This is a genomic window from Pseudomonas sp. BO3-4 (genome assembly GCF_034044115.1).
Lineage (GTDB): Bacteria > Pseudomonadota > Gammaproteobacteria > Pseudomonadales > Pseudomonadaceae > Aquipseudomonas > Aquipseudomonas alloputida.
This window is the reverse complement of sequence record NZ_CP139018.1, coordinates 3,940,354-3,966,058: the sequence shown is the minus strand read 5'-3', so window position 1 is coordinate 3,966,058 and position 25,705 is coordinate 3,940,354. Positions and strand designations below refer to the sequence as shown.

The 25,705-nt window shown below is 61.7% G+C and carries 27 protein-coding genes, 2 tRNA genes and 2 pseudogenes; 17 read left to right on the top strand and 14 right to left on the bottom strand.

The genetic code is table 11. The features are described 5' to 3' along the window. Nucleotides 1-205: 205 nt before the first annotated feature. Complete coding sequence (locus REH59_RS18390) at nucleotides 206-1,405, top strand: sugar transporter (RefSeq protein ID WP_014861778.1); 1,200 nt, start codon at nucleotides 206-208, stop codon at nucleotides 1,403-1,405. 39 nt (nucleotides 1,406-1,444) lie between these two features. Here REH59_RS18390 and REH59_RS18385 read toward each other — a convergent pair whose 3' ends face one another. From REH59_RS18385 to REH59_RS18375, 3 genes are read right to left on the bottom strand one after another with little or no spacing between them, the layout of a single operon-like run. After that, entirely contained in the window at nucleotides 1,445-2,029 is a 585-nt protein-coding gene (locus REH59_RS18385; RefSeq protein WP_004573728.1) for a LysE family translocator, read from the bottom strand. 51 nt (nucleotides 2,030-2,080) lie between these two features. Then, nucleotides 2,081-2,911, bottom strand: a complete 831-nt coding sequence (locus tag REH59_RS18380) for an AraC family transcriptional regulator (protein WP_003250518.1) — start codon at nucleotides 2,909-2,911, stop codon at nucleotides 2,081-2,083. Nucleotides 2,912-2,959: 48 nt separating this feature from the next. Next, the gene (locus tag REH59_RS18375) at nucleotides 2,960-3,883 is read right to left on the bottom strand and encodes a LysR family transcriptional regulator (protein WP_014861777.1); all 924 of its coding nucleotides are present in this window, start codon (nucleotides 3,881-3,883) and stop codon (nucleotides 2,960-2,962) included. Nucleotides 3,884-3,986: 103 nt separating this feature from the next. Here REH59_RS18375 and REH59_RS18370 point away from each other — a divergent pair, with 103 nt between their 5' ends. From REH59_RS18370 to REH59_RS18360, 3 genes are all read left to right on the top strand, one after another. Next, nucleotides 3,987-4,640 (top strand): oxygen-insensitive NAD(P)H-dependent nitroreductase NfsB, encoded by a 654-nt coding sequence (locus REH59_RS18370; protein WP_004573726.1) that lies wholly within the window; start codon nucleotides 3,987-3,989, stop codon nucleotides 4,638-4,640. 142 nt (nucleotides 4,641-4,782) lie between these two features. Then, complete coding sequence (locus REH59_RS18365; RefSeq protein ID WP_003250525.1) at nucleotides 4,783-5,232, top strand: antitoxin Xre/MbcA/ParS toxin-binding domain-containing protein; 450 nt, start codon at nucleotides 4,783-4,785, stop codon at nucleotides 5,230-5,232. Further along, nucleotides 5,229-5,666, top strand: coding sequence for an RES family NAD+ phosphorylase (locus tag REH59_RS18360; protein ID WP_012052908.1), 438 nt, complete (start codon nucleotides 5,229-5,231; stop codon nucleotides 5,664-5,666). The genes REH59_RS18365 and REH59_RS18360 overlap by 4 nt, the downstream gene beginning before the upstream one ends. A 57-nt stretch (nucleotides 5,667-5,723) precedes the next feature. On the opposite strand, the gene REH59_RS18355 is transcribed toward REH59_RS18360, so the two are convergent. Together REH59_RS18355 and REH59_RS18350 are read right to left on the bottom strand one after the other, a co-directional pair. After that, nucleotides 5,724-6,878: a cysteine desulfurase family protein gene (locus REH59_RS18355; protein WP_060537721.1), complete on the bottom strand. Its 1,155-nt coding sequence runs from the start codon at nucleotides 6,876-6,878 to the stop codon at nucleotides 5,724-5,726. A gap of 193 nt (nucleotides 6,879-7,071) precedes the next feature. After that, on the bottom strand, nucleotides 7,072-7,995 hold the full coding sequence (locus REH59_RS18350) for a LysR family transcriptional regulator (RefSeq protein ID WP_014753760.1): 924 nt from the start codon (nucleotides 7,993-7,995) through the stop codon (nucleotides 7,072-7,074). Nucleotides 7,996-8,135: 140 nt separating this feature from the next. Between REH59_RS18350 and REH59_RS18345 the strand changes: the two genes are divergently transcribed. The 3 genes and pseudogenes from REH59_RS18345 (at nucleotide 8,136) to REH59_RS18335 (ending at nucleotide 10,667) form a co-directional block, all read left to right on the top strand. Beyond that, nucleotides 8,136-9,365, top strand: a complete 1,230-nt coding sequence (locus REH59_RS18345; protein ID WP_014861774.1) for an acyl-CoA dehydrogenase — start codon at nucleotides 8,136-8,138, stop codon at nucleotides 9,363-9,365. A 163-nt stretch (nucleotides 9,366-9,528) separates the two neighbouring features. Next, nucleotides 9,529-10,285: pseudogene (locus REH59_RS18340) on the top strand (PAAR domain-containing protein). Next, on the top strand, nucleotides 10,278-10,667 hold the full coding sequence (locus REH59_RS18335; protein ID WP_054888684.1) for a hypothetical protein: 390 nt from the start codon (nucleotides 10,278-10,280) through the stop codon (nucleotides 10,665-10,667). The pseudogene REH59_RS18340 and the gene REH59_RS18335 overlap by 8 nt, the downstream one beginning before the upstream one ends. A gap of 7 nt (nucleotides 10,668-10,674) precedes the next feature. On the opposite strand, the gene REH59_RS18330 is transcribed toward REH59_RS18335, so the two are convergent. Then, nucleotides 10,675-11,739 carry a TerC family protein gene (locus REH59_RS18330; RefSeq protein ID WP_004573717.1) on the bottom strand — a complete coding sequence of 355 codons (1,065 nt, stop codon included), beginning with the start codon at nucleotides 11,737-11,739 and terminating at the stop codon, nucleotides 10,675-10,677. Between the two features lie 321 nt (nucleotides 11,740-12,060). Here REH59_RS18330 and ahpC point away from each other — a divergent pair, with 321 nt between their 5' ends. The 3 genes from ahpC (at nucleotide 12,061) to REH59_RS18315 (ending at nucleotide 15,178) form a co-directional block, all read left to right on the top strand. Further along, nucleotides 12,061-12,624, top strand: a complete 564-nt coding sequence (gene ahpC / locus REH59_RS18325; protein WP_003250537.1) for an alkyl hydroperoxide reductase subunit C — start codon at nucleotides 12,061-12,063, stop codon at nucleotides 12,622-12,624. Between the two features lie 124 nt (nucleotides 12,625-12,748). Continuing rightward, entirely contained in the window at nucleotides 12,749-14,311 is a 1,563-nt protein-coding gene (gene ahpF, locus REH59_RS18320) for an alkyl hydroperoxide reductase subunit F (RefSeq protein ID WP_003250539.1), read from the top strand. Nucleotides 14,312-14,989: 678 nt separating this feature from the next. Then, nucleotides 14,990-15,178, top strand: coding sequence for a hypothetical protein (locus REH59_RS18315; RefSeq protein WP_012052901.1), 189 nt, complete (start codon nucleotides 14,990-14,992; stop codon nucleotides 15,176-15,178). Nucleotides 15,179-15,182: 4 nt separating this feature from the next. Here the strand turns inward: REH59_RS18315 and REH59_RS18310 are convergent. The 3 genes and pseudogenes from REH59_RS18310 to nhaR all read right to left on the bottom strand — a co-directional run bounded on the left by REH59_RS18310 (nucleotide 15,183) and on the right by nhaR (nucleotide 18,121). Further along, nucleotides 15,183-15,830 (bottom strand): annotated as a pseudogene (locus tag REH59_RS18310) (YceH family protein). A gap of 88 nt (nucleotides 15,831-15,918) precedes the next feature. Beyond that, entirely contained in the window at nucleotides 15,919-17,130 is a 1,212-nt protein-coding gene (gene sstT, locus REH59_RS18305) for a serine/threonine transporter SstT (RefSeq protein WP_003250545.1), read from the bottom strand. 97 nt (nucleotides 17,131-17,227) lie between these two features. Further along, on the bottom strand, nucleotides 17,228-18,121 hold the full coding sequence (gene nhaR / locus REH59_RS18300) for a transcriptional activator NhaR (protein ID WP_003250547.1): 894 nt from the start codon (nucleotides 18,119-18,121) through the stop codon (nucleotides 17,228-17,230). Between the two features lie 132 nt (nucleotides 18,122-18,253). Between nhaR and REH59_RS18295 the strand changes: the two genes are divergently transcribed. Both REH59_RS18295 and REH59_RS18290 read left to right on the top strand, forming a co-directional pair. After that, nucleotides 18,254-18,493 (top strand): hypothetical protein, encoded by a 240-nt coding sequence (locus tag REH59_RS18295; RefSeq protein ID WP_003250549.1) that lies wholly within the window; start codon nucleotides 18,254-18,256, stop codon nucleotides 18,491-18,493. A gap of 28 nt (nucleotides 18,494-18,521) precedes the next feature. Continuing rightward, nucleotides 18,522-19,274: a TerC family protein gene (locus REH59_RS18290; protein ID WP_003250551.1), complete on the top strand. Its 753-nt coding sequence runs from the start codon at nucleotides 18,522-18,524 to the stop codon at nucleotides 19,272-19,274. Nucleotides 19,275-19,400: 126 nt separating this feature from the next. Here the strand turns inward: REH59_RS18290 and REH59_RS18285 are convergent, their stop codons facing one another. Beyond that, a complete protein-coding gene (locus REH59_RS18285) occupies nucleotides 19,401-19,574 on the bottom strand; it encodes a hypothetical protein (protein ID WP_003250553.1) in 174 nt (57 codons plus the stop codon). A 166-nt stretch (nucleotides 19,575-19,740) separates the two neighbouring features. On the opposite strand from REH59_RS18285, the gene REH59_RS18280 reads away from it, so the two are divergent. Continuing rightward, complete coding sequence (locus REH59_RS18280; RefSeq protein ID WP_003250555.1) at nucleotides 19,741-20,475, top strand: peptidase C39 family protein; 735 nt, start codon at nucleotides 19,741-19,743, stop codon at nucleotides 20,473-20,475. 111 nt (nucleotides 20,476-20,586) lie between these two features. On the opposite strand, the gene REH59_RS18275 is transcribed toward REH59_RS18280, so the two are convergent. Further along, nucleotides 20,587-21,870, bottom strand: coding sequence for an NAD(P)/FAD-dependent oxidoreductase (locus tag REH59_RS18275; RefSeq protein ID WP_003250557.1), 1,284 nt, complete (start codon nucleotides 21,868-21,870; stop codon nucleotides 20,587-20,589). A 203-nt stretch (nucleotides 21,871-22,073) separates the two neighbouring features. On the opposite strand from REH59_RS18275, the gene REH59_RS18270 reads away from it, so the two are divergent. The 4 genes from REH59_RS18270 (at nucleotide 22,074) to REH59_RS18255 (ending at nucleotide 23,689) form a co-directional block, all read left to right on the top strand. Then, nucleotides 22,074-22,150, top strand: a tRNA-Val gene (locus REH59_RS18270). A gap of 173 nt (nucleotides 22,151-22,323) precedes the next feature. Then, nucleotides 22,324-22,400 (top strand) — tRNA-Val (locus tag REH59_RS18265). Nucleotides 22,401-22,531: 131 nt separating this feature from the next. Next, nucleotides 22,532-23,101: an SPOR domain-containing protein gene (locus REH59_RS18260; RefSeq protein ID WP_003250559.1), complete on the top strand. Its 570-nt coding sequence runs from the start codon at nucleotides 22,532-22,534 to the stop codon at nucleotides 23,099-23,101. Between the two features lie 162 nt (nucleotides 23,102-23,263). Next, nucleotides 23,264-23,689, top strand: a complete 426-nt coding sequence (locus REH59_RS18255; RefSeq protein ID WP_014860899.1) for a hypothetical protein — start codon at nucleotides 23,264-23,266, stop codon at nucleotides 23,687-23,689. A gap of 3 nt (nucleotides 23,690-23,692) precedes the next feature. On the opposite strand, the gene REH59_RS18250 is transcribed toward REH59_RS18255, so the two are convergent. The 3 genes from REH59_RS18250 to REH59_RS18240 all read right to left on the bottom strand — a co-directional run bounded on the left by REH59_RS18250 (nucleotide 23,693) and on the right by REH59_RS18240 (nucleotide 25,678). Continuing rightward, nucleotides 23,693-24,385 carry an endonuclease gene (locus tag REH59_RS18250; RefSeq protein WP_014860898.1) on the bottom strand — a complete coding sequence of 231 codons (693 nt, stop codon included), beginning with the start codon at nucleotides 24,383-24,385 and terminating at the stop codon, nucleotides 23,693-23,695. 6 nt (nucleotides 24,386-24,391) lie between these two features. Beyond that, the gene (locus REH59_RS18245; protein WP_014860897.1) at nucleotides 24,392-24,634 is read right to left on the bottom strand and encodes a DUF1654 domain-containing protein; all 243 of its coding nucleotides are present in this window, start codon (nucleotides 24,632-24,634) and stop codon (nucleotides 24,392-24,394) included. Between the two features lie 219 nt (nucleotides 24,635-24,853). Continuing rightward, the gene (locus REH59_RS18240) at nucleotides 24,854-25,678 is read right to left on the bottom strand and encodes a formate/nitrite transporter family protein (RefSeq protein ID WP_004574329.1); all 825 of its coding nucleotides are present in this window, start codon (nucleotides 25,676-25,678) and stop codon (nucleotides 24,854-24,856) included. Between the last annotated feature and the right edge of the window lie 27 nt (nucleotides 25,679-25,705).

The following is a 25,705-nucleotide window of genomic DNA, read 5'->3' as shown; positions in this document are numbered from 1 at the left end:
GAGCGGATCGGGCTCCTTGTTGCACGCGCGTTTCACACAAAGCGCGCATGGTACTCCTTCTGCCTGCCCTGCGGTTGTGAGGCCCCAGCTTGACGCGTACCATGCCGGGCATTCCTATCCATAACAAAACGTACGTTGGCACCCCTGCAAGCGGGTGGCTGGCGTGCGACCTGTTGCTTTGTCTGCGGAGAAGCGGTTTCCACCCATGAACGGACCCATACCCACACACCTGCCGCCCACAACGGGCAGCGGCAGCTGGCTGAGCGTCATCGCCCTGGCCTTGGCGGCCTTCATTTTCAACACCACCGAGTTCGTCCCGGTGGCGCTGCTCAGTGACATTGGCCGCAGCTTCGACATGAGCACTGCCCAGGTCGGCCTGATGCTGACCATCTATGCCTGGATCGTGGCGCTGGCCTCGTTGCCCATGATGTTGCTGACCCGCAACATCGAACGGCGGCGTCTGCTGCTGTTCGTGTTCCTGGTGTTCATTGTCAGCCACTTGCTGTCGTGGCTTTCGCAGAGCTTCGCCATGCTGCTGGTCAGCCGTATCGGCATTGCCCTGGCGCATGCGGTGTTCTGGTCCATCACCGCCTCGCTGGCGGTGCGTGTGGCGCCGCCGGGCCAGCAGGCCAAGGCGCTGGGCCTGCTGGCCACCGGCACTACCCTGGCCATGGTCCTGGGCATCCCGCTGGGCCGTGTGGTGGGCGAGGCACTGGGCTGGCGCATCACGTTCCTGAGCATTGGCGGGGTAGCGCTAGCCACCATGCTGTGCCTGATGAAATCGCTGCCGCTGCTGCCCAGCCAGAACTCCGGTTCGTTGCGCAGCCTGCCGGTCCTGTTCAAGCGCCCGGCACTGGTCATTACCTACTTGTTGGTGACGTTGGTCATTACCGCGCAGTTCACGGCCTACAGCTATATCGAGCCGTTCGCCCTGCACGTAGCGCAGATCGGCGGCGACCGCACCACACTGTTGCTGCTGTTGTTCGGCGGTGCCGGGGTTTTTGGTTCGTTGTTGTTCAGCCGTTACAGCGACCGCTTCCCGCATGGCTTCCTGGTGGGTTCGATCGGGGTACTCGCCGCGTGCCTGTTGCTGATGTTGCCGCTGTCGGGCAACTTCTATGTGTTCGCAGTGCTGAGCATGTTCTGGGGCGTGGCCATTCTCAGCTTCAGCCTGGCGCTGCAGTCCAAGACCCTGAAGCTGGCGTCCGACGCCACCGATGTGGCCATGGCGCTGTTCTCGGGTATCTACAACATCGGTATTGGCGGTGGTGCGCTGCTGGGCAGTATCGTCAGCAGCCAGATGAATGTGGCGGATATCGGCCTGGTGGGCGGCAGCGTGGCAGTGGTCGGGCTGGTACTGGCCGTTGCCAGTACCCGGCGCTTTCGCGAGGCGTTGGCACGCTGAGCCGGGGCCGCTCAGGCCCCTTGCCGGTCAAGTAGAGACTCAGGCCAATACGGCAGCCCATGCCGATATCAACAAAACCCCCGCCAATACCTGGTTGAACACCCGCAACCGCCCCGGTGCCTGCAGCCACCGGGCGCTCCCCACCCCCAACACCGCCCACGCGGCCATGCTCGGCAGAGCGATCAGCAAGAACACCAGCGCCAGCTGCCACACTGGCAACGACGGCGCGGCAAATACCCCGACCACCGCCACGGCCATCAACCACACCTTGGGGTTCACCACCTGCAACGAAGCCGCGCTGAGCGCACTGAAGCCTGGCGCCGTGGTCGTGTGGAGCGGGGCGGCGGCACTGCGCAGCATCTTCCAGGCCAGGCTACTCAGCCACAGCACCCCGGCCCAGCTCATCAGCTGTTGTGCCAGGGGGTGGCGCAGCAGCAGTTCGCCCAGCCCCAGCCCGACGAGCAGCACAATGGCTGCAGCCGCGCCACACGCCGCCACGATCGGCGCCAGGCTTGCGCGCAGGCCCCGGCGGGCGCCATGGGCCAGGATCAACAGGTTGGTCGGCCCCGGGCTGATACTGGACACCAGGGCAAACAGAATGAAGGGCAACAACGACTCAGACATGGTTCATGGGCTCCGTAACATCGAAGCACCATGCTCGCTGCCCGCCGGCACTCAGTCTGGAAGGTTTGAGCAGCGCCTGCGGTAGTCGGCCGGGGTCAACTGGTAGGCGCGGCGGAACCAGCGCCCCAGGTGGCTCTGGTCGGCAAAGCCCAGCGCCACGGCCACTTCGGCCGGTGTCTGGCCTTGGGCAAGCAGGCGCCGCGCGCGGGCCAGGCGCAGCTGGATCAGGTAGGCATGGGGTGCAATGCCGAACGCCGCCTTGAACGCACGCGTCAGGCGAAAGCGGTCAATGCCGCAGGCCTGGGCCAGGTCCTCCAGGCCGATGTCGCGCTCCAGATTGGCATGCAGGAAGTCCCGGGCGCGCTGTGCGGTCAGCGGCAGGCGCGGGTCGGGGTTGATGCGGCGGCGCCAGTGCAGGTGGCGGGTCAGGCAGGCCAGCAGATCGTCCATGGCCGTTTGCCTGACGATGCGCAAGTCCTGGTCATGCACGGCCCTGAAGGCCAGGGCGGTGGCCCGTGCCAAGCGTTCGTCGTGGCACAGGGTGTCGGCGAAGCTGGGCAGGCTGTCGCCCGGCGCGTGCTCGTACAGCGCGCGCAGTTGTTGGTCGAGCCAGGCGGGCTCCAGGTACAGCGTCGAATAGGTGAAGCCTTCTTCGGTGGGCGCCAGGCCATCGTGGATGTCGCCAGGCTCAAGTAAGAATACCTGCCCCGGCGTGCTGCGGTGGCGCACCCGGCGGCAGTTGAACTGCTGCACGCCCTGCTCGGTCACGCCGACCAGGAAGCTGTCGTGCCAGTGGGGATCATAGGCATGGCCGACAAAATGCGCGCGGACCGACTCGATGCCGGTGTCGGCGTCTTGTTTGAAGTCGATCCAGTTGCTCATGGACGTGTACCGTGGGGTAAATGGCTACCTTAGCGCAACGCCCCCGGCTCAGTCTGGAACGATTGTGCAGCCGTGGGTCAGTGCCCGGGCGCGCAGGGCCTCGAAGCGTTCGCGTAGCCACAGGTGCAATTGCTTCACGGCCGGTGTGAGTTGTTTGCGATGAGGGCAGACCAAGGTCAGCGGGGTAGGCTCGCCGAGCAATTCGGGCAGGACCATTTCCAGTTCACCGGCCGCGATGTTGGCGCTGACATCCAGCCACGACTTGTAGACGATACCTTCCCCCTGGATGGCCAGGCGGCGGATGACGTCGGCATCGTCACTGACCAGCGGCCCACGCACCTGCACGGTGCGATTACCCAGCTGCCACTTGTCGTACACCCGGCTGTGCTGCATGTACAGCAGGCAGGCATGCTGCTGCAGTGCGTCGGGGGTAAGCGGGCGGCCGTGACGGGCCAGGTAGTCGGGCGAGGCCACCAGCACTCGGCGGTTCCATTCGGCCAGTGGCAGGGCGATGTAGTTGGCATCCTGGTTGAGGCCATAGCGGATGGCCACATCCACAGGGTCGCGGTTGAGGTCGGCCATCTGGTCGGACAGGAAGAAGCGCAGTTGCAATGCCGGGTGGTCGTGGCGGAAGGCGCTGAGCCAGGGCAACAACATGTTGCGGCCCATGTCGGAAGGCGCCGACACCTGCAGGGTGCCGCGCAGGCTATTGGGGTTGCCATGCAGATCTTCATGGCCCTGGCGCAGGCTTTCCAGCACATTCAGCGCGGTTGGCAGGTAGCGCTCGCCCTCGGCGGTCAGGCGCAGGCTGCGGGTGGTGCGGGCGAACAGGCGTACATCCAGGTCGCGTTCCAGGCGTTTGATCGCGGCAGCCACCTGGCCCGGCAGCAGGCCTGCTTCATGGGCGGCGGCAGTGAAGCTCCCCAGCACGCTGCTGCGGGCAAACAGTTCGAGGTCGGTGATGCGCAGCATTTTCATTCCAGGGATGAAAGTGTTGTTACATTGTGCCGCTTTTTCTTTTTTGCTGGAAAGATAAGATGCCCGGCAAACCCACTGTTCACTCCGGAGTTGTCGCATGGATACCGTATCGCTGGCCAAGCGCCGTTACACCACCAAAGCTTACGATGCCTCACGCCGCATTCCCCAGGCCACTGTCGATGCCCTGCTCGAACAACTGCGTCACAGCCCGTCGTCGGTCAATTCCCAGCCCTGGCATTTCATCGTCGCCGACACGGCCGAAGGCAAGGCCCGCCTGGCCAAGAGCACTGCTGAGGGTTATGCCTACAACACGCAGAAGCTTCTCGATGCCTCGCATGTGATCGTGTTCTGCACCCGTACCGAAATGACTGAAGAACACCTGAACGCCGTGCTCGATCAAGAGGCTGCCGATGGCCGTTTCCGTGATGAGCAAGCGCGCGCCGGGCAAAACCAGAGCCGCCGGCACTACGTCAACCTGCACCGCTTTGACCAGAAGGATGTGCAGCACTGGATGGAAAAGCAGACCTACCTGGCGTTGGGAACTGCCTTGCTGGGTGCAGCGGCGCATGGGCTGGATGCCACGCCGATCGAGGGCTTCGACAGCAAGGTCCTCGATGCCGAACTGGGTTTGCGTGAGCGTGGCTTTACCAGTGTGGTGATCCTGAGCCTGGGTTACCGCAGTGAGGCGGACTTCAATGCCGGGCTGAGCAAGTCGCGGTTGCCGGCATCGCAAGTGTTCACCTTCCTGTGAGGTTTCCGGGGCCGCTGTGCGGCCCTGGCAACGCTGGCGGTTAATCTGGCAAAGCCCAGACGTCGACCGCCCGATCAGGCAAACTGGCAATGACCCGGCATATACCGCATACTTATCGGCAAATGCCGAAAAGGAGCCTGCCATGCTTGCCGAAGTGCTTCGCGACAACGGTTACCACGAGTACCGGGCGCGCTTGCAGGCGCTGCTGGACATTCCCGAGCTTGCCAGTGATTTCGAAATCCACACCCGCATCACCGATGGTTTTGCCGCCACCTGGTTGGTAAAGCTGACCGAACGCGGTGTGCTCACGCCGGTGGAGCGCGACCAGATCATCCCGCTGCGCACCCTCAAATCCCGTATCGAGCGCGACCAACCGCTGACCGTGGATGAGAGCGATCGGCTGTTCCGCTCGGCCCACATCACCGCCATGGCCGAGGCTGTGTTCGGTGAAGCGGGCAAGGCCAAACGCTGGCTTTCCAAGCCCAAGGAGCGTTTCTCGGGGCTGACGCCGATGCAGATGCTCACCACCCAGCAAGGCACCACGCAGGTCGAAGAAATGCTGCTGCAGATTGCCGAGGGCTATGGCCTGTGATTTTGTGGCGAATCAGCGCCTATGCAGACTTGAGTGGTACGGGGGGCTTGCGTGTAAGTGGCCGCTGGCACCAGGCGGGTCGGCCGGTGGTGTATGCCGCCACCAGCCCTCCCGGGGCGATGCTGGAAGTGTTGGTGCACCTGGAGATCGACCCCGAGGATTTCCCGACCACCATGCGCTTGCTTCGCATCGAACTGCCCGACACGGTTTCCCAGGCGCAGTTGCCCGCTTTGCAGCCTGGCTGGTCTGCTCAGCCTGAGTTGACCCGTACGCTGGGCAATCGCTTTCTGGATGACGGTTCGGCATTGCTGCTGCCGGTGCCAAGCGCGATCATGCCCAGCACCACCAATTACCTGTTCAACCCACGGCACCCGCAGGCGCAGAGCGCGAAAATCCAGGTTGAGGATTTCACCCCGGACAGCCGCCTGTTCTAGCCTCTGTACGAAAAGTCTTGAGACGCAGGTCAGGCAAGGCGAAAACAGCCGAGGTGGTCACCACAGTGCGGCCGATGCTGTCGTCAGCACTCGGCCAAACACTTCGAGCGCCTTGTCCACGTCAGCCTCGGTGCTGAAACGGCCGATGCTCAAGCGCACACTGTTGCGAGCCTGACGCTCATCCAGCCCCAGTGCCAGCAGCACATGCGAGGCAGCGTTGCTCGCCGAGTTGCAGGCCGAGGTGGTCGACAAGGCCAGTTCGCCGGCCAGTGCCGCACTGTTGAAGCCTTTGCTGTCGATGCACAGGTTCAAGGTATGGGGAATGCGTTGCTTGGCGCAGCCGTTCAGGGTAACGCCGGGCATGGCCAGCAGGCCTGTGCGCAGGCGTCTTGCCAGTTGCTCGAGGCGCTGGTGCTCGCTGTCGCCAGGTTGGCCGGCCAAGGCAAAGGCGCTGCCCATGCCCGCTATCTGATGGGTCGCCAGGGTGCCGGAACGCAGGCCCTGCTCATGGCCGCCGCCGTGCATCTGCGCACGCATCAGCACGCGGGCGCGCGGCCCGACATACAGCGCGCCGATGCCTTTTGGCCCGTAGACCTTGTGCGCCGAAAAAGACATCAGGTCCACGGCCATCGTATGCAGGTCGATCGCCAGCTTGCCCACGGCCTGCGCGGCATCCACGTGCAGAAGGGCACCGTGGGCACGCACCTGCTCGCCGATCGCGGCAAAATCGGTGACCGTGCCCAGTTCGTTGTTGACCGCCATCAGCGACACCAGGCGGGTGTCAGCGCGCAATGCTGCCTGCACGCTCGCGGGCTGGATCAGGCCGTCGGCATCCGCTGCCAGGCGTGTAACGGCCCAGCCCTGGCGCTCCAGTTCGGCCACGGTGTCGAGCACGGCCTTGTGTTCCAGCTGGCTGGTGATCAGGTGCCCGGGCTGGCCGATGCCTTGGGCAATACCCTTGAGTGCCAGGTTGTTGGACTCGGTCGCACCCGACGTCCATACCAGATGCTCGGCGTGCGCGCCGACGCACTCGGCGACTTGCTGGCGCGCTTGGTCCACGGCGTGACGTGCAGCCTGGCCGAAGGCGTGGCCGCTGGACGCCGGGTTGCCGAAGTTGGCCTGGTTGCCCAGGCAGGCGAGCATGGTTTCGATAACCCGGTCGTCGACTGGGGTAGTGGCGGCGTAATCGAAGTAGAGTGGGGCGCTAGGCATTGAGGGCGGGTCCGTGTCAGTGGCCGTGAAATCGGCAATCATTGACGTAAGCGTACCTGCCAGCAGCGGTATTTTTTTCGTTTCCCTCAGGTCGATTCGCGATTATTTTAGAAAAAAATTCTCTATCGAAGATCTTTCATGGGATTTTCTACTTTGCCTGGTGAGGGCCATGAAGGGTCCCTCGCCGGCACCGTCAGGGCTCCAGAGCCTTCTCTTCCTCTGCAACCACGCGCTCGCACAATTCCGTGATCTGCTCGCGCATCCAGCGGTTGGCCGGGTCCTGGTCGGTGCTTTCATGCCAGTACAGGTGCGTTTCCAGCGCAGGGACCTCCACCGGCAGCGCCTGATAACGCAACTGATGGCGACGGGCGAAGCGCTCGGGGACCGTCATCGCCATGTCGGTCTGCTGCAACACCTGCGACGCCATCAGGTAGTGTTGCGAACGCAGGGCGACCTTGCGTTGAACACCCATCTTGCCCAGCGCCAGGTCGACGTAACCCAGGCCGTTGCGGCGGCTGGAGATATGGATGTGGGTCATGCCCAGGTAGCTGTCGAGGGTCAGCTTGCTGTCGGCCAGCGGGTGACCTTGGCGCAGGGCGCAGACATAGCGGTCTTGCATCAGTTTGATGTGGCGCACCTGCGGGTCGGTGTTCAGTGGCGCGTCGATGGCAAAGTCCAGGCGGCCGGCCGCGAGTTCCTTGGTGGTCTCGCGGCGCTTGCACAGGAAGCTTTCGATCATGACTGCCGGCGCCAGGCGGCGCAGGCGCTGGAACAGCGGCGGCAGGATGACCGCCTCGGTCAGGTCGGTCATGCTGATGCGGAAGGTCTTGTTGGCCTGCTGCGGGTTGAACGTGCGGCTTTCCTGCACCGAAGTCCGCAGCAGCGCCAGCGCGTTGCGCACAGGGCCGATGATGTTCTGCGCCATGGGTGTGGGCACCATGCCTTGCGCGGTACGCACGAACAGCGGGTCATTGAAGGTTTCGCGCAGGCGCGACAGGGCATTGGACACTGCCGGCTGGGTAATGCCGACGATCTGCCCGGCGCGGGTCAGGTTGGCTTCGGTGTAGATCGCATCGAACACGATGAACAGGTTGAGGTCGACCTTGCTAAGGTTCATGGGCGCCGCTCTTTATTGGAATTATCGGCCGATCATATATCGGTTATGAATGTTTATACACGCGGAAAATAGACTAGGTGGATGGAGCAATGCTGCTCTAGGCTCTGGCCCAAGTACTCCGAACTGTGAAGGTAGCCCAGATGGATTTCGCCTATTCGCCCAAGGTCCAGGCACTGCGCGAGCGTGTCACTGCGTTCATGGACGCTCATGTCTACCCCGCCGAAGCCGTGTTCGAGCGCCAGGTCGCCGAGGGTGACCGCTGGCAGCCCACTGCAATCATGGAGGCGCTCAAGGCCAAGGCCCGCGCCGAAGGGTTGTGGAACCTGTTCCTGCCAGAGTCGGAATACGGCGCCGGCCTGAGCAACCTGGAGTACGCACCGCTGGCAGAGATCATGGGCCGCTCGTTGCTCGGGCCGGAGCCGTTCAACTGCTCGGCGCCGGACACTGGCAACATGGAAGTGCTGGTGCGCTACGGCAGCGAGGCGCAAAAACGCCAGTGGCTGGAGCCGCTGCTGCGTGGTGAGATCCGCTCGGCGTTTGCCATGACCGAACCGGACGTGGCCTCTTCGGACGCCACCAACATGGCTGCTACTGCCATACGGGACGGTGACGAGTGGGTGATCAACGGCCGCAAGTGGTGGACTTCCGGCGCCTGCGACCCGCGCTGCAAGGTCATGATCTTCATGGGCCTGTCTGACCCTGAAGGGCCACGCCACCAGCAGCATTCCATGGTGCTGGTGCCGACCGACACGCCAGGCGTGAAGATCGTCCGCCCGCTGCCGGTATTCGGTTATGACGATGCGCCCCATGGTCATGCCGAAGTCCTTTTCGAGCATGTGCGGGTGCCGTACGAAAACGTGATCCTTGGCGAAGGCCGCGGCTTCGAAATTGCCCAGGGCCGCCTGGGGCCAGGGCGTATCCACCACTGCATGCGCTCGATCGGCATGGCCGAGCGCGCACTGGAGCTGATGTGCAAGCGCTCGGTGGAGCGTACTGCTTTTGGTCGGCCACTGGCACGCCTGGGCGGCAACGTCGACAAGATCGCCGACTCGCGCATGGAAATCGACATGGCCCGGCTGCTGACGCTCAAAGCGGCCTACATGATGGACACCGTCGGCAACAAGGTGGCCCGTAGCGAGATCGCCCAGATCAAGGTGGTGGCGCCGAACGTGGCATTGAACGTGATCGACCGGGCTATCCAGATACATGGCGGGGCAGGGGTAAGCGGCGATTTCCCGCTGGCCTACATGTATGCCATGCAGCGCACCCTGCGCCTGGCTGACGGGCCGGATGAAGTGCACAGGGCGGCGATTGGCAAATACGAAATTGGCAAGTATGTGCCGGTGGAGATGTTGCGTAGCGGGCGGTGAACGCGTCAGCCTGCGCCGGCCCATTCGCGATCAAACCCGCGCCTGCAGTGATTGCGCAAAGTCCTGCAACTTGTAGGACGTATCTGAATTTTGGCTGAGGCCACTTGAATCTCCCTTGCTGGTGATAGGTTTCCAACCTGAATCAAGTACAGGGAGTTCATATATGCGCGTCAATCTAGAGGGGAAAGGTCAGGCGGTAGATGGCGATGTCACCACAACGGGTGCTGTCTGTATTGCGACGGGGGCCGGCTATCTAGACGAAGGCCGAATGGTGCTCCGTGAAGGCGACCACACCACGCCATGCCCCCTTTGTGGGCAGGCGGGAGCTGTCGCCGAAGGTGTGGATCACTTTTAGTCCGGGTTTCTTCGCCGAGCGCAGGCGGTTGTTGCAGCAACTGGATGGCCAGTTGAAAGCGGCGTTGCTTAATAAGCAACTGAATCTGGGGAGCTATGAGCGGCTGAAGAAGAGCTTGAATATCTCTACCAAGAGCCTGGTGCACCATTGGTCGAAAGCGGGCGGGCCGGGGCAGATTCCGGGGTATGCGACACATCTTGAGAAGGTGGCGCGGTTAAGTAAGTACCTGCAATACGGAGGGTATGCAGCGATTGGGCTGGGCGGGACCTCGTCTTATCTGAAAGTAAATGAAGTCTGTCGGGCCGGGGAGACTCGTGCTTGTCGAAAGGTTCGGTTTACTGAAGCGGGAAATTTTGTAGGGGGGCTAACGGGAGGGTTGGTAGGCGCCTCTGGTGGAGGTGCTGCAGCAGCTGCGTTATGCGGTATTTTTGCGGTGGGTACCGGTGGGTTTGGTGCAGTGTGCGGGATTGCGATCGTTGGCGCCGCCTCTTCTGCAGGCGCTATTGGTATTGGCGCCCTCGGAGAGCAAACCGGTGAACTCCTTCATGAGGTGACTGATGATTGACTTTGACAATTGGTCCCCATTGTTGCAAATAGGATTCCTGATTGCGCCTTTCGTCCTGGGCCTTGCGGGGATCGCTATCAATGTGAAAATTGCTTTGTCGAGTGATTTTGATGTCGCCCTTTCAGCGATAACGAGCAACCCCTATCTTGAGCAGATGAAACCTGTATGGGGCGGGCGAAACCTAAGGCATCGATGCCTACTGATGAGTACAGTAAGCGCTTTGGTCACATTCCCAAGGTTACATTTACGCCTCGGATGGTTGAACGAAGCGGAGCTTGACAATTTTCCCCCAAAGTTGAGGCGAGATATGGGAGCAGCCCTTTGGTTGATCTTGATTGCCTCACTTTGGGGAGCGGTTGGTTACTTCATCATCAAGCAATGATTGCAACTCAGACCCGTAACTGTGGGTCATTCCTTTTTTCTCCCGTTGTTTTCTTATCGTTAGCTGCTTTTTCTATCGTCTTGTCGTCTTTATTCAACGTCTGCCCCCGCGTCTTGATCAACGAAATCACCACCCCACCCAGCAACAACCCGAATGTCACGCCCAACGACAGGAGCGCCGGCACCTTGCCCACCATGCCGTGGTAGAAAATCTTGCAGCCAATGAAGATCAACACCAGCGCCAGTGCGTACTTGAGGTAGACGAACCGATGCATTAGCGCCGCCAGCGCGAAATACAGCGAGCGTAAGCCGAGGATGGCGAAGATGTTGGAGGTGTAGACGATGAACGGGTCCTGGGTGATGGCGAAGATCGCCGGCACGCTGTCGACGGCAAACACCAGGTCGGCCAGTTCGATCAGTACCAGTGCCAGAAACAGCGGGGTGGCATAACGCAGCGCCTTGCTGTGCCCGGCCGGGGTGTGGCGTACAAAGAAGTGCGAGCCATGGATCTGGTCGGTAACCCGCATGTGCCGCCGCACGAACTTGAGGATCGGGTTGTTGGCCAGGTCTGGGCGGCTGTCTTCCTTCGACAGCGCCATTTTCACCCCGGTAAACAGCAGGAAGGCACCGAAGATGTACAGCACCCAGGCAAAGTTCTGTACCAGCGCCGCGCCCACGCCGATCATGATGGCCCGCAGGAACACCACGCCCAGGATGCCCCAGAACAGCACGCGGTGCTGGTAGCGGCGGGGGATGGCGAAGTAGCTGAAGATCATCGCCATGACGAACACGTTGTCCATCGACAGCGACTGTTCGACCAGGAAACCGGTGTAGAACTCCAGTGCCGACTGCGCACCCAACTGGTACCAGACCCCCGCGCCAAACAGCACACCGACACTGAAATAGCCTGAATACAGCAGCAGGCTCTCGCGCATTTCAATTTCCCGGTCGTGGCGGTGCAGCACGCCCAGGTCGAGCACCAACAAACCGATGACGATGGCCATGAACACCAGCCACAACCAGGCGCTGGTACCGAGGACAGGTGTTGTGAGGAATGCTTGCAGAGCTGTCATGAGCCCCTCCTTGAATGTCGACGTTGCAAGGCAACAGTGATCCGACATGGCGGCTTGGCAGCCGTCAGAGGGGCCCGGTATCACATGGGCTTGAGCCTAGACCCGTTTGCCCGTGATGCCGAATGGGGAGCTGTTACATTTCTTTGCCAGTGCAGCGCTCAGGACCGCAATCCTTTGCTCAGCCCGTTCCCTTCTATTAAGTAACCTCGGTTATAGCCAAAACCAATCGAAAGCATGAGCTTTGCCAATGAGCCTTCAGCGGGATGATTAGTTAGGATTCTATCCATCAACTGATTCCAACCCCATGAAGGAGTGTCTCTCATGCCAATCATCAACAGCCAGGTCAAACCTTTCAACGCCACCGCCTACCACAAAGGCGAGTTCGTTCAGGTCAGCGAAGCCGATCTGAAAGGCAAGTGGTCTGTCGTGTTCTTCTACCCGGCCGACTTCACCTTCGTTTGCCCGACCGAGCTGGGTGACCTTGCTGACAACTACGCCGAGTTCCAGAAACTGGGCGTGGAAATCTACGGTGTTTCCACCGACACCCACTTCACTCACAAAGCCTGGCACGACACTTCGGACACCATCGGCAAGATCGAATACCCGCTGATCGGTGACCCGACTCACGTCATTTCGCGCAACTTCGACGTGCTGATCGAAGAAGCCGGCCTGGCCGACCGCGGTACCTTCGTGATCAACCCGGAAGGCCAGATCAAGATTGTCGAGCTGAACGACGGTGGTGTAGGCCGTGATGCTGCTGAACTGCTGCGTAAGGTCAAGGCTGCTCAGTACGTTGCCGCTCACCCTGGCGAAGTGTGCCCGGCCAAGTGGAAAGAAGGCGAAGCCACTCTGGCGCCGTCGCTGGACCTCGTAGGCAAGATCTAAGGTCATGCCCATAACGCGGGCGGTAAGCAGCCGCCAAAGCTGAAGTACCTACCGCCCCGTCAAGCGCCCGGGCGACCTCGCCTGGGCGTTTTTGTATCCGAGTTTTGAAAAAGGAATCGCCCGTATGTTGGACGCCACGCTTAAATCGCAACTGAAAACCTACCTGGAGCGGGTCACCCAGCCGATCGAGATCGTTGCTTCCCTCGACGACGGCGCGAAGTCCCGCGAATTGCACGACCTGCTGGTAGAGATTGCCAGCCTGTCGAACCTCATTACCTTCAGCGCGGACGGTACCGATGCCCGTCGCCCTTCGTTCTCGCTGAACCGCCCGGGTGCCGATATCAGCCTGCGCTTCGCCGGCATCCCCATGGGCCACGAGTTCACATCGCTGGTGCTGGCACTGCTGCAAGTGGGTGGCCACCCGTCAAAGGCCAGTGCCGAAGTGATCGAGCAGATCCAGGCCCTGGAAGGTGAATTCAACTTCGAAACCTACTTCTCGCTGTCGTGCCAGAACTGCCCGGACGTCGTCCAGGCACTGAACCTGATGGCGGTACTCAACCCCAACGTGCGCCATGTTGCCATCGACGGTGCGCTGTTCCAGGACGAAGTGGAATCGCGCAAGATCATGGCGGTTCCGAGTATCTACCTCAACGGTGAAGTGTTTGGTCAGGGCCGTATGGGCCTGGAAGAAATCATTGGCAAGATCGACACCAACGCTGGCGCCCGCCAGGCCGAGAAGATCAACGCCAAGGAAGCCTTTGACGTGCTGGTTGTCGGCGGTGGCCCCGCTGGCGCCGCTGCTGCCATCTACGCTGCCCGCAAGGGCATCCGCACCGGTGTTGCCGCCGAGCGCTTCGGCGGCCAGGTGCTGGACACTCTGGCCATCGAGAACTTCATCTCGGTGCAGGAAACCGAAGGGCCGAAGCTGGCCACGGCGCTGGAAGAGCATGTCAAACAGTACGACGTCGACATCATGAACCTGCAGCGTGGTGAAGCGCTGATTCCGGCCGCCGAGGGCGGTCTGCACGAAGTGCGCCTGGCGGGGGGCGCTTCGCTGAAGGCCAAGACCGTGATCCTGGCCACCGGCGCCCGCTGGCGCGAAATGAACGTGCCGGGTGAGCAAGAGTACCGTGGCCGCGGCGTGGCCTACTGCCCGCACTGTGACGGCCCGCTGTTCAAGGGCAAACGCGTGGCGGTGATTGGCGGCGGCAACTCGGGTGTGGAAGCGGCCATCGACCTGGCCGGTATCGTCGCCCAGGTGACGCTGATCGAGTTCGACAGCCAGTTGCGTGCCGATGCGGTGTTGCAACGCAAGCTGCGCAGCCTGCCGAACGTCAACGTGATCACCAGCGCGCTGACCACCGAGGTGCTGGGTAATGGCGAGAAGGTTACCGGCCTGCGCTACAAGGACCGCACCACGGATGAACAGCACGAGGTGGCACTGGAAGGCATCTTCGTGCAGATTGGCCTGTTGCCCAATACTGACTGGCTGAAGGGCACCGTCGAGCTGTCGCCGCGTGGCGAAATCATTGTCGACGCCAAGGGCCAGACCAGCATCCCGGGTGTGTTTGCAGCAGGTGACGTGACTACCGTGCCGTACAAGCAGATCGTCATTGCGGTGGGTGAGGGGGCCAAGGCGTCGCTCGCGGCCTTTGACCACCTGATTCGGACTTCGGCACCGGCGTAAGCCTGTACGGCCCTTTCGCGGTTGAAGCCGCTCTCACAGGACTGCGCAGTTGTTGAAACTGTGAAGATCCCCGTAGGAGCGGGTTTACCCGCGAAGAGGCCGGGCCTGCTGGCCAATCACCACCCGCCGTTCACCGTTGCTGCCGCTACCGTATTCGCGGGTAAACCCGCTCCTACATCGGATCGGTGGTGGACACCTGTCGGTGGCCGGGCCTGCTGGCCAATCTCCACCCGCCTTTCACCGTTGCTGCCGCCACCGTATTCGCGGGTAAACCCGCTCCTACATCGGATCGGTGGTGGACACATGTCGGTGGCCGGGCCTGCTGGCCAATCTCCACCCGCCGTTCACCGTTGCTGCCGCTACCGTATTCGCGGGTAAACCCGCTCCTACACAGATCGGTGGTAGACACACATCGAGGGCTGGACACAGGCCGTCGTAGGAGCGGGTTTACCCGCGAAGAGGCCGGGGCCTGCTGGCCAATCTCCACCTGCCGTTCACCGTCGCCGCCGCCACCGTATTCGCGGGTAAACCCGCTCCTACGCAGATTGGTGGCGGACACACATCGAGGGTTGGACACAGGACGCTGTAGGAGCGGGTTCACCCGCGAAAGGGCCGGTGCAAGCAAAGCAGGACCTGAAGGTGTCTATGCTTACTGCAGACCCCTCAGGAATCACACCCATGACCCTGATCAGCCGCGAACCCTGGTGGCTAGTCCCCCCGCAGCCCGGGCAGCAAGAGCAGGACCTGCACTGGGGCTACCTGGAAATCTACGCCGACGGTCGCGCTGTGTTCGTCGACCAGCGCCCCACTGACCGGGAGCTGGCCGAGCGCAAGAGCTGCCGCAATTTCCCCGACCCCGAGCCGTGACGGCTCAGCCTTCCAGCTCGGCCAGGCGTGCTTCCAGCGCCGCAATGCGGGCTTCGAGGGCCTCGATGCGTTCTTCGGACACACTGCCGCCACTGGTGCGCGCGCCGCCTTCCTGCTGCCGTGCAGCGAGAATAGCCTCGATTTCCGCCGGATCGCCCAAGGCATGGGTGTAGCGGTCTTCACGCTGGCCGGTCTGGCGTGGCAGGTGCAAGGCCAGGCCCCGCGAGATCAGGCGCTCCAGCTGATGCTGGATCTGCTCGGTGTCGTCGAAGTCGTGCAGGCGGTTGCTACGGGTCAGCAGTTCGTTGAGGGTTTGCGGGCCCCGCAGGAACATCAGGCCCATCAGCACCAACTGCGCTGGCACCAGCTCCAGTGCCTTGTCTACCCGATGTTCCCAGCGGTCGGCACGGCTGCCCATCTGCAGGCGGGTCATGCCCTGACCTTCGAGGACGCGCAGCGCCTGGCCGACCTGGCCTTGGGTGAGGTTCATCACCGGCTCGCGGCTGGTCTTCTGGTTGCAGGCCAGGACCAGGGCATTGAGGGTCAGCGGGTAGCTTTCCGGGCTGGTGGCCTACTTTTCGATCAGCGAGCCGAGAACGCGGACCTCGATGCTGTTGAAGCGGCCTTCACCTGCGGTTTCGTGTTCTGACATGGCCCTGTCTCGTGGCTGGGGAAAGGCCACTAGGGTAGGTAATGCGATCGCGTAAGGCAATTGGGGCCGCAAAGCGGCCCCGGCCCGCTTAGCCGTTACGCTGCTCTTCGGCCTGACACGCCGCCGCGGTGAACAGCACATCGGTTGAAGAATTCAGCGCCGTTTCGGCAGAATCCTGCAACACGCCGATGATGAAGCCCACTGCCACTACCTGCATGGCAATTTCGCTAGGGATGCCAAACAGGCTGCACGCCAGCGGAATCAGCAGCAGCGAACCCCCAGCCACGCCCGAGGCGCCGCAGGCGCACACTGCCGCCACCACGCTGAGCAGCACGGCAGTCGGCAGGTCCACCTGGATACCCAGGGTATGCACGGCGGCCAGGGTCAGCACGGTAATGGTGATCGCCGCACCGGCCATGTTGATGGTCGCGCCCAGCGGGATCGACACCGAGTAGGTGTCTTCATGCAGGCCAAGGCGTTCCGACAACGCCAGGTTCACCGGGATGTTGGCGGCCGAGCTGCGGGTGAAGAACGCGGTAATACCGCTTTCACGCAGGCACAGCAGCGTCAGCGGGTACGGGTTGCGGCGAATCTTCCAGAACACGATCAGCGGGTTCATCACCAGCGCCACGAACAGCATGCAGCCGATCAGTACCGCCAACAGGTGCAGGTAGCCGAGCAGCGCGTCCAGGCCCGACTGGGCCAGGGTGGAACTGACCAGGCCAAAGATGCCCAGCGGGGCGAAGCGGATGACCACGCGCACGATCAGGGTTACACCCGTGGACAGGTCTTCGACCACGGTACGGGTGGTTTCGCCGGCGTGGCGCAGGGCCACGCCCAAGCCGATGGCCCATGTCAGCACGCCGATGAAGTTGGCATTGAGCAGGGCATTGACCGGGTTGTCTACCGCACTCAGCAGCAGGTTCTGCAGCACCTCGGTGATGCCGCCTGGCGCGCTCAGCGTGGCTTCGCTGGTGCTTAGTACCAGGTACGACGGGAACAGCATGCTGGCAACCACGGCCACCACTGCTGCGGCAAAGGTGCCCAGCAGGTACAGCCAGAGGATCGGGCGAATGTGGGTTTCCTGGCCGTGACGATGGTTGGCGACCGAAGCCATGACCAGGATGAACACCAGCACGGGCGCAACCGCCTTCAGGGCGCTGACAAACACCTTGCCAAGAAAGGCCAGGTCGCGGGCGATGGCAGGTGCCAGCAGGGCGAGGGCGATGCCAGCGAGCAGGCCGATGACGATCTGAGTCACCAGGCTGGTGCGGTTGAGGAAGCGGAGGAGAGGGGTCATGTGCAGCGGTATCTCGGAATCTGGAAAGGGCGGACTTTACCATAGAGCACCTGGTGGGCACGGCGCGCCTTGTTGCTAGTCAATCAGGCTTGGATGGCTACCAGTGAAACAACTCCCGCCGCGCCCCCTCGGTAATCGCCACGATCCCTGGGTGCTTGACCTTGCGCTCCACCGAAATGGCATAGAACGACTCGTGCACGGCCTCGGTCTGTCCGATCAGTTGCACGCCATACTGACGGCACACCTCCTCGGCGATTACGCTGGGCGCAACGAAAATGCCGCTGCCCGACTGCCCGAACGCTTGCATCAAGGCACTGTCATCGAACTCCCCCACGATCCGTGGCTGCACCTGCTGCTCGCCCAGCCACCGCAGCAAGCGGCTGCGGACCACGGTCTCCTGGCCGGGAACCAGCAGCGGAGCATCCTGCAGGCAAGCTGGAAAAGGACCTTCAAGCCGTTGTGCCAGCGCCGGGGTGGCGAAGAAGCTCAGCCCGCACTCGCCCAGCTTTTGGCTGTAGCACTTGATGTCCAGGTGGTTAGGCATGGGGCTGTCGGAAATCACCAGGTCCAGGCGCTGAATAGCCAGGTCTGCCAGTAACCGCTCAAGTTTGTCTTCGCGGCAATTGATGCGCAGCACCTCCTCCAGGTCCATGGTCGGTGCCAGCAGGCGGTAGACAATGGATTTGGGCACCACGTCAGCCACCCCCACACGAAACAGGATCTGCTCCTGAGGGCCGGCGCGCAGCATGGCTTCAAGCTCGCTGCCAATCTGAAACATCTGTTCTGCATACACCAGGGCCTGGCGGCCGGTTTCTGTCAGTTCCAGCTGCCGGCCGGCGCGCTGGAACAGTTCCAGGCCGTAGGTTTGCTCGAACAGGGTGATCTGCCCGCTAATGGTTTGTGGTGTGAGGTTCAGCTGTTGGCTGGCGCGGGTGATGCTGCCCGTCTTGGCCACGGCCCAGAAGTAATGCAGCTGGCGATAGTTAAGCACCGTCGGTCGTTCCGATTCGTAAAAACCGAAGTATATGCCATGAAAATACGAATTTTCCTGAACTATTGCCGTCTCTAGAATGCACGGCTATCAGGCGCCATGCGCCGCCGGGTTATTTCAAGCGAGGACACCATGCTGCAACTCAAATCCATTGGCACCCCATTGGTGCTGGCTTTGGCCCTGTTCACCCTGGCAGGCTGCGACCAGGCCGAGAAATCCGCCCAGCAGATGCTCGACCAGGCCGCGCAGTCGGCCAAGCAGGCCATTGACGACACCAACAAGGCTGCCCAGCAGGCGCTGAGCGAAGCCATCGGCGGCGAAGGGCAGAAGCCCAAGGATGCCGAGAAGAAAGAAGAAACCCAGGAAATCTGACCCCAACCGCTGCTGCAGGATTTGAACAATGGAATATTTGCTGGAACTCGCCGCTAGCCCTACCGCCTGGGTTGCCCTGGCTACGCTGGTGGCCATGGAAGTTGTACTGGGCATCGACAACCTGATCTTCATCTCGATCCTGACCAACAAACTGCCGGTGGAGTACCGCTCCAAGGCGCGGCGTATCGGTATCAGCATGGCCTTGGTCATGCGGCTGGCCTTGCTCAGCACCGTGGCCTGGATCGTCCAGTTGACCGACCCGGTGTTCGAAGTGTTCGGCAACGCCTTCTCGTGGAAGGATGTGATTCTGATTGCCGGTGGTTTGTTCTTGCTGTGGAAGGCGACCAAGGAAATTCACGAAAACGTCGACCCGCATGGCGCCAAGGAGGAAGCCAAAGTCTCCTCCACGGTGACCCTGGGCTTTGCTGCGGCGATCTTCCAGATCCTGCTGCTGGACATCGTCTTCTCGGTCGACAGCATCATCACCGCCGTGGGCATGACCGAGCACCTGCCCATCATGATTATCGCCGTTATCACGGCTGTGATCGTGATGATGGTGGCCGCCGACCCGCTGGCCAACTTCATCAACGACAACCCGACCGTGGTCATGCTTGCGCTGGGCTTCCTCATCATGATCGGCATGACGCTGATCGCCGAAGGCTTTGGCGCCCATGTACCCAAGGGCTATGTGTATGCGGCCATGGCGTTCTCGACGGCTATCGAGGTCCTCAACATCCTGGCCCGCCGAGCGCGTCTGAAGCGTGAGGCGGCTGAAGGTTGATGTAAAAAGGGGCGCCTCGCGCCCCTCTTGCGGACAAGCCCGCTGCATAGGTATTCGCGTGGCACTGGCAACGCGAATACCTGTGCAGCGGGCTTGTCAGTCAGTGGGCTTCGGGAAATCCTGAGGTTAGCTCACCCCGGCATGCCGCCGCGGCCGTCTTACTGGCTGTGGCTTGGCGGGTGCCTGCGGTGGCAGGTGGTGTGCATGACGCCGCACGATACGCAGTACACCCCACAGCATGGCGGCTGCGACGCTCAGCCACATGCCTACCAGCATGAGAATTGCCATGGTCAGGCTCATCTGTGCCTCCATCTTTGCGGCAAGCGCTTGATTGGGCCGCGTTTACCTTCCAGACACTGCTTTAGTCTAGCCCTTCGTCTGTGACGTTCCATCGAACAATGGTCTATCTCTAGGGCCGATTCGCTCCAAGGCGCTGTCGGACTATACCCGCGCCGCTGTCGGACCTATGATCGGTGGCCAGAGCCGGGCGCTGCCTGCCTGGCGTTGGAACAAGCGAGTGTCCATGGAGCAACATTCCTTCAAGGCTGCCCCCCGGCGGCTACTGGCTGCCTGCCTGCTGGCTGCCACCCTGGCTGGCTGCGCCAGCGCACCGCCCGGCAACCTCAAGGGCCTGCCGCAGCGAGTCGAGATCAGCAGCGTGCCGTTCTACCGTGGCAACGCCAACCACAGCGGGGCCATGGCGCTGGCGGCAGTGCTGTCGCAGCAGGGGGCGCCTATTACGCCGGGCTTGCTGGATAAGCCGCTCAACCTGCCTCAGGGCGCCGAAACGCTGGATACCGCTATTCCCCGTGTGGCGCGGGACTACGGTAGGGTGGTGTACCCGCTGGACAAGCAACTGGACGCGCTGCTGACCCAGGTGGCAGCGGGCAACCCGGTGCTGCTGCGTTACGAGGACGGTTCGGCCTGGTGGAGCGAGCCGCGCTATGCGGTGTTGATGGGCTATGACCGTTACAAGCAGCGGGTGCTGCTGCGCTCGGGCATGCACCGGCGGCAGGTGATGGCATTCGATGAATTTGCATCGGCATGGGAGAAGCAGGGGAGTTGGGCGGTGCTGGTGCAGCCACCTCGGCAACTGCCGGCCCAGGTTGATCGCCAGCGGTGGTTGCATGCTGCGGATGAATTGGCCAAGGCCGGGCAAGAGATTGCGGCGAAGCAGGCGGTCAATAGCCTGAACGAATAGCGTTGCCTGTGCCGGCTTCTTCGCCGGCAAGCCCGCGCCCACAGGATTTGTGCTTATTGCACAGTCCGTGTGGGCGCAGGTTTGCCGGCGAAGAGGCCAGGCCTGCCTGAATCAGAAGCCCAGGCGATCGCGCAGGCTGTAGTACCAGGCACCGATGGCGCTGAAGGGTACGCGCAGCATCTGGCCACCCGGGAACGGGTAGTGCGGCAGGCCGGCAAAGGCGTCGAAACGCTCTGCCTGGCCGCGCAGGGCCTCGGCCAGCACCTTGCCCGCCAGGTGGGTATAGGTCACGCCGTGGCCCGAGCAACCCTGCGAGTAGTAGATGTTGTCGCCAATCCGGCCAACCTGTGGCAGGCGCGACAAGGTCAGCAGGAAGTTACCGGTCCAGGCGTAGTCGATCTTCACGTTCTTCAGCTGCGGGAAGGCCTTGAGCATTTTCGGGCGGATGATCGCCTCGATGTTGGCCGGGTCACGCGCGCCGTACACCACGCCGCCACCGAAAATCAGGCGCTTGTCGCTGGTCAGGCGGTAGTAGTCGAGCAGGTAGTTGCAGTCTTCGACGCAGTAGTCCTGCGGCAGCAGGGTGCGTGCCAGTTCTTCGCCCAGTGGCTCGGTGGTGATCACCTGCGTGCCGCATGGCATGGACTTGGCGGCCAGCTCGGGTACCAGGTTGCCCAGGTAGGCGTTGCCGGCAACGATGATGAACTTGGCGCGGACCTTGCCCTGCGGGGTATGCACGACCGGGTTGGCACCACGTTCGATGCGCACGGCCGGGGTTTGCTCATAGATGATGCCACCCAGCGACTCGACCGCGGCAGCTTCACCCAGGGCCAGGTTCAGCGGGTGGATGTGGCCGCCGCTCATGTCGAGCATGCCGCCGATGTAGCTGTCGCAGGCAACCACTTCGCGGATGCGCTTCTGGTCCATCAGCTCCAGCTGATTATGGCCAAAGCGTTCCCACAGGCGCTTTTGCGATTCCAGGTGACCCATCTGCTTGCTGGTAAGGGCAGCGAATACGCCACCATCTTTCAGGTCGCACTGAATGTTGTACTTGGCCACGCGTTCACGAATGATGCGCCCGCCCTCGAAGGCCATGTGGCCCAGCAGTTGTGCCTGCTTGGGGCCGACGGTGCGTTCGATGACATCAATGTCGCGGCTGTAGCTGTTGACGATCTGGCCGCCGTTGCGGCCCGATGCGCCGAAGCCGACCTTGGCCGCTTCGACGATGCTCACCTTGAAGCCGTTCTCCAGAAGGAACAGGGCGCTGGACAGGCCGGTGTAGCCGGCACCGATGATGCATACATCGGTTTCCACCTCACCCTGCAGCGCCGGACGTGGCGGCACCGGGTTGGCCGAGGCGGCGTAGTAGGACTGGGGGTAGGGGGTGTTAGCCATGCTGCAGGAACCTCGTGTTTTATATTTTTAACGAATGTACCGATGCTATCAATAATAATAAACACCCGCTAGTCGTCTGGTGAAAATCCTTTACGGGGCCCCCCTCAGTCAGCCTCTCTATAAAGAGTTTAAGATTCAGTAGGTTAGCGCGAAAAAAAGTGTTGACAGGGTTTTTGTAATGCGTAGAATGCGCACCACACGACAGGCACATAGCTCAGTTGGTTAGAGCACCACCTTGACATGGTGGGGGTCGTTGGTTCGAGTCCAATTGTGCCTACCAAATCGAAAAAGGGGTGATCCGAAAGGGTCACCCCTTTTTTCATTGTCCATTGCCGCGCGAGCGGGAATACCGCGGCATGGACGCAAAGCGCTTTCATTCGAAAGTTTTTGATTTTTCTCAAAAAAAAAGCTTTACAGGTGCGCATCGCACCACTAATATGCGCACCACACGACAGGCACATAGCTCAGTTGGTTAGAGCACCACCTTGACATGGTGGGGGTCGTTGGTTCGAGTCCAATTGTGCCTACCAAATCGAAAAAGGGCGATCAGAAATGATCGCCCTTTTTGCATTTGCGCCCGAAGCAGCGTGTAACGTTTGGTCGCGGTTCGGGGCATACCCGGCGTGCTAGAATCCGCCCCTTCGAATCTGGAGGTACACGCGTGCGCAAACTGGCTGTGGTAATGGCAGTGCTCGCCCTGGCGGGCTGTGAGAACGAGGTCGAAGGCGTGCACAAGCAGGTGGCCGAACACCTGCATAACCCCAAGACCGCCAAGTTCGGCAACGTGCGGATCGACACCCAGGGCACCATCTGCGGTCAGGTCCGCGGCAAGGACGATGCCGGGCAGTACGAAGCCTACCGCAGCTACGTGGCGATCAAGCGCGATGGCCAGTACGACATCATCGTTGACGATACCGGCAACAACCTGCGTATCCGTGAACTCTGCGGCGGAGCCGACCTGCAGCGCCGTGCCGAGGCGCTGGCAGACCAGCCGGCGCCCCAGGGGTGGGATGTGGAAGTGGTACAGGGCGCCAACATGGGCGCACTCAGCGATATGACGGCGCGCCTGATCGAAAAGGGCATCCCCTCTTCGGTGGAGTACCGTGACGGCAAGCCGGTGGTGCTGATGGGGCCGTTCCCCACCCGCGAAGAAGCGCAAGCGCGCAGGGACGAAGTGATGGCCAAGCTGGGTACCGATTCGGTGGTCATCCAGCACGGCGCAGCACGCTAGGGTCTGTTCGAGAAGTCTTGAGACGCAGCATGACCAAGTATCAAGGCTTATCGTGCAGAGCCTAAGCCGGTACAGTGGCGCCGCGGCCAAGGCTTGTGTCAGGCGCTGTTCACACAAGTTTGGCTATGCTTGGGTTGGGAGATGCCAAACGGGGAGGGCCTCATGTCTACACTGGAGCGGGCCATTGCCGTGGCCGCCAGGGCGCATGAAGGGCAATACGATAAGGGTGGGGCGGCTTATATCCTCCACCCGTTACGCGTGATGATGCGGGTTTCCACACCTGAGCAGCGGATTGTGGCGGTGCTTCACGATGTGATCGAAGACACCCCGCTGACCCTGTCCGACCTGGCGCGTGAGGGCTTCGCGCTGAAAATCCTGGCTGCGTTGCTGGCGCTTAGCCGCCGCGAAGGCGAGCCTTACCAGGATTTCGTGGTGCGCCTGGGCGAAGACCCGTTGGCGCGCACCGTCAAGCTGGCCGATCTGGCCGACAACAGCGACCTCTCGCGCATCCCTTCCCCGGGCCCCGCCGACCTGGCGCGGCTGGCCCGTTATCGCCAAGCCAGTGCCTATTTACAGGCGCTGGCCTGAGGATCAACCGCACGCCTTGAGGTTGACCGGCCCCACGAACGCGTTTCCTCGCCCCATCACGCAGGCGACCTGTTGGTTGCGTTGCTGCTCCCAGGCTTGCGGCGGGTAGGTCTTGTTCCAGGCTTCGAACAGCTGGCGGTCCTGTTTGGACAGGCGCAGGTTGTACTGCTTGCTCATGTAGAAGTAGGTGCGGGCGATCATGCCGCGGATCGACGGGCGCGGCATCACCTTCTTGGCCTTGAAGTCGACCTGGGTCAGGCAGCGGCCATACTGGCCGCGTTGTTCTGGTAGCCAGCCGAAGCTGAAGTTGCTGCGGTCGCCGTTGACCTCGCCGATGCTTGGCACCAGGTTGTGCAGGTCGGCTTCGGCGCGTTGGTACACTTCGTCATGCTGCGAGCACTGCTTGCGCCCGCCGCTCTGCCAACACTGGCGCTGATGGCCGATCTGCCAGGCGGGTACGATGTGCTCCCACTCGATGCGCGACGCGCGCTGGGCGTTCTTGCGTGGGGCATAGCCGCAAGATGCCAGGTCGACCTTGTTGCCTTTGTATTTACAGCCGCAATAGAACTCGGTCGATTGCGGCGCATAGAGCTTCCAGGCGACCTTCTTGGCCTCCTGGAAGGTGCGCGGGGCGTCGGCTTGAACAAGGGGAGTGGTCAGTAACAGGCAAGCTGCTGCGAAAAGCGAAACTCTCATGCGCAGTCAATCTTCCTTCGGTACGGTCCAGAAAATCTGCACACCGCCATCGTCGCGATGGGCGAGGGTGACGTTGTCGTTTTCTGCGATCTCCTGAAGCAGGGTCTCCCAGTCATCCGGGCTTTCCTGTTCCAGGCGGAAGATCAGCGCCGCACGGCTGCGCTGGGCGGTGGGGCTGTTGATGATCTTCTGGATGCGTACACCCATCTGTTCATAGCTGCTCGGGGTGGCGGAGGCGGTGCTGGACACAGGAGTTTCCTTGTTTTGCTGTATGTGCATACAGTATTTCACTGTAAGTAAATTCGCAACAGCTTGTCAGGGGAAATCCAGCGTTGGTCTGTAAGCCATGACACCGTTCTGAAATGTAAACGATGTTCGGGTTAGAGGCAGTGCAAAGCAAAACCTCTTTTTTGTCCTGGATATGAAGGAGACAGGCGGCGACTGAGGCTGCCTGCCTTCTTTATCGCTTCAGCAGGTTGTTGCGCTGGTGGCTTTCTTCGCGGCCGTACGGATGTGGGTGCCGTACAGCGTCAGGCCTGTGAAGGCCAGGCCGCCCACCAAGTTGCCCAGTACAGTAGGGATTTCGTTCCACACCAGGTAGTCCATGAGCGAGAAATCGCCGCCCATGATCATTGCGGAAGGGAACAGGAACATGTTCACGACCGAGTGCTCGAAGCCCATGAAGAAAAACAGCATGATCGGCATCCACATGGCGATCACCTTGCCGCTCACAGAGGTGGAGATCATTGCGCCAACCACGCCCATCGACACCATCCAGTTGCACAGCACGCCACGCAGGAAGATCGTCAACCAGCCTGCCAGCCCGTATTGCTCGTAACCCAGGGTGCGGGCCTCACCGATGCTGGCAATTTTCTCTCCCACGGCACCGGGGGAAGCATGGAAACCATAGGTAAAGACGAAGGCCATCATGCAGGCGACCGTAAGGGCGCCGGCGAAGTTGCCGACGAACACCAGGCCCCAGTTGCGCAGAATTCCCCTAACGGTGACCCCGGGACGTTTGTCCAGTAATGCCAGCGGGGTGAGCATGAAGACCCCGGTGAGCAGGTCGAAGCCCATAAGGTAGAGCATTGAAAAACCAACCGGAAACAGTACTGCGCCTAGCAGGGCTGAGCCTGTCTGTACTGCGATGGTCACTGCGAATACGGCCGCCAGGGCCAGAATTGCCCCGGCCATGTAGCTGCGGATCAGCGTGTCGCGAGTGGACATGTGGACCTTTGATGCGCCGGCATCGAGCATCTTGGTGACAAAATCGGTGGGTAGCAGATAGGACATGGCGGCTCCCTCAACTGCGGGTAATAG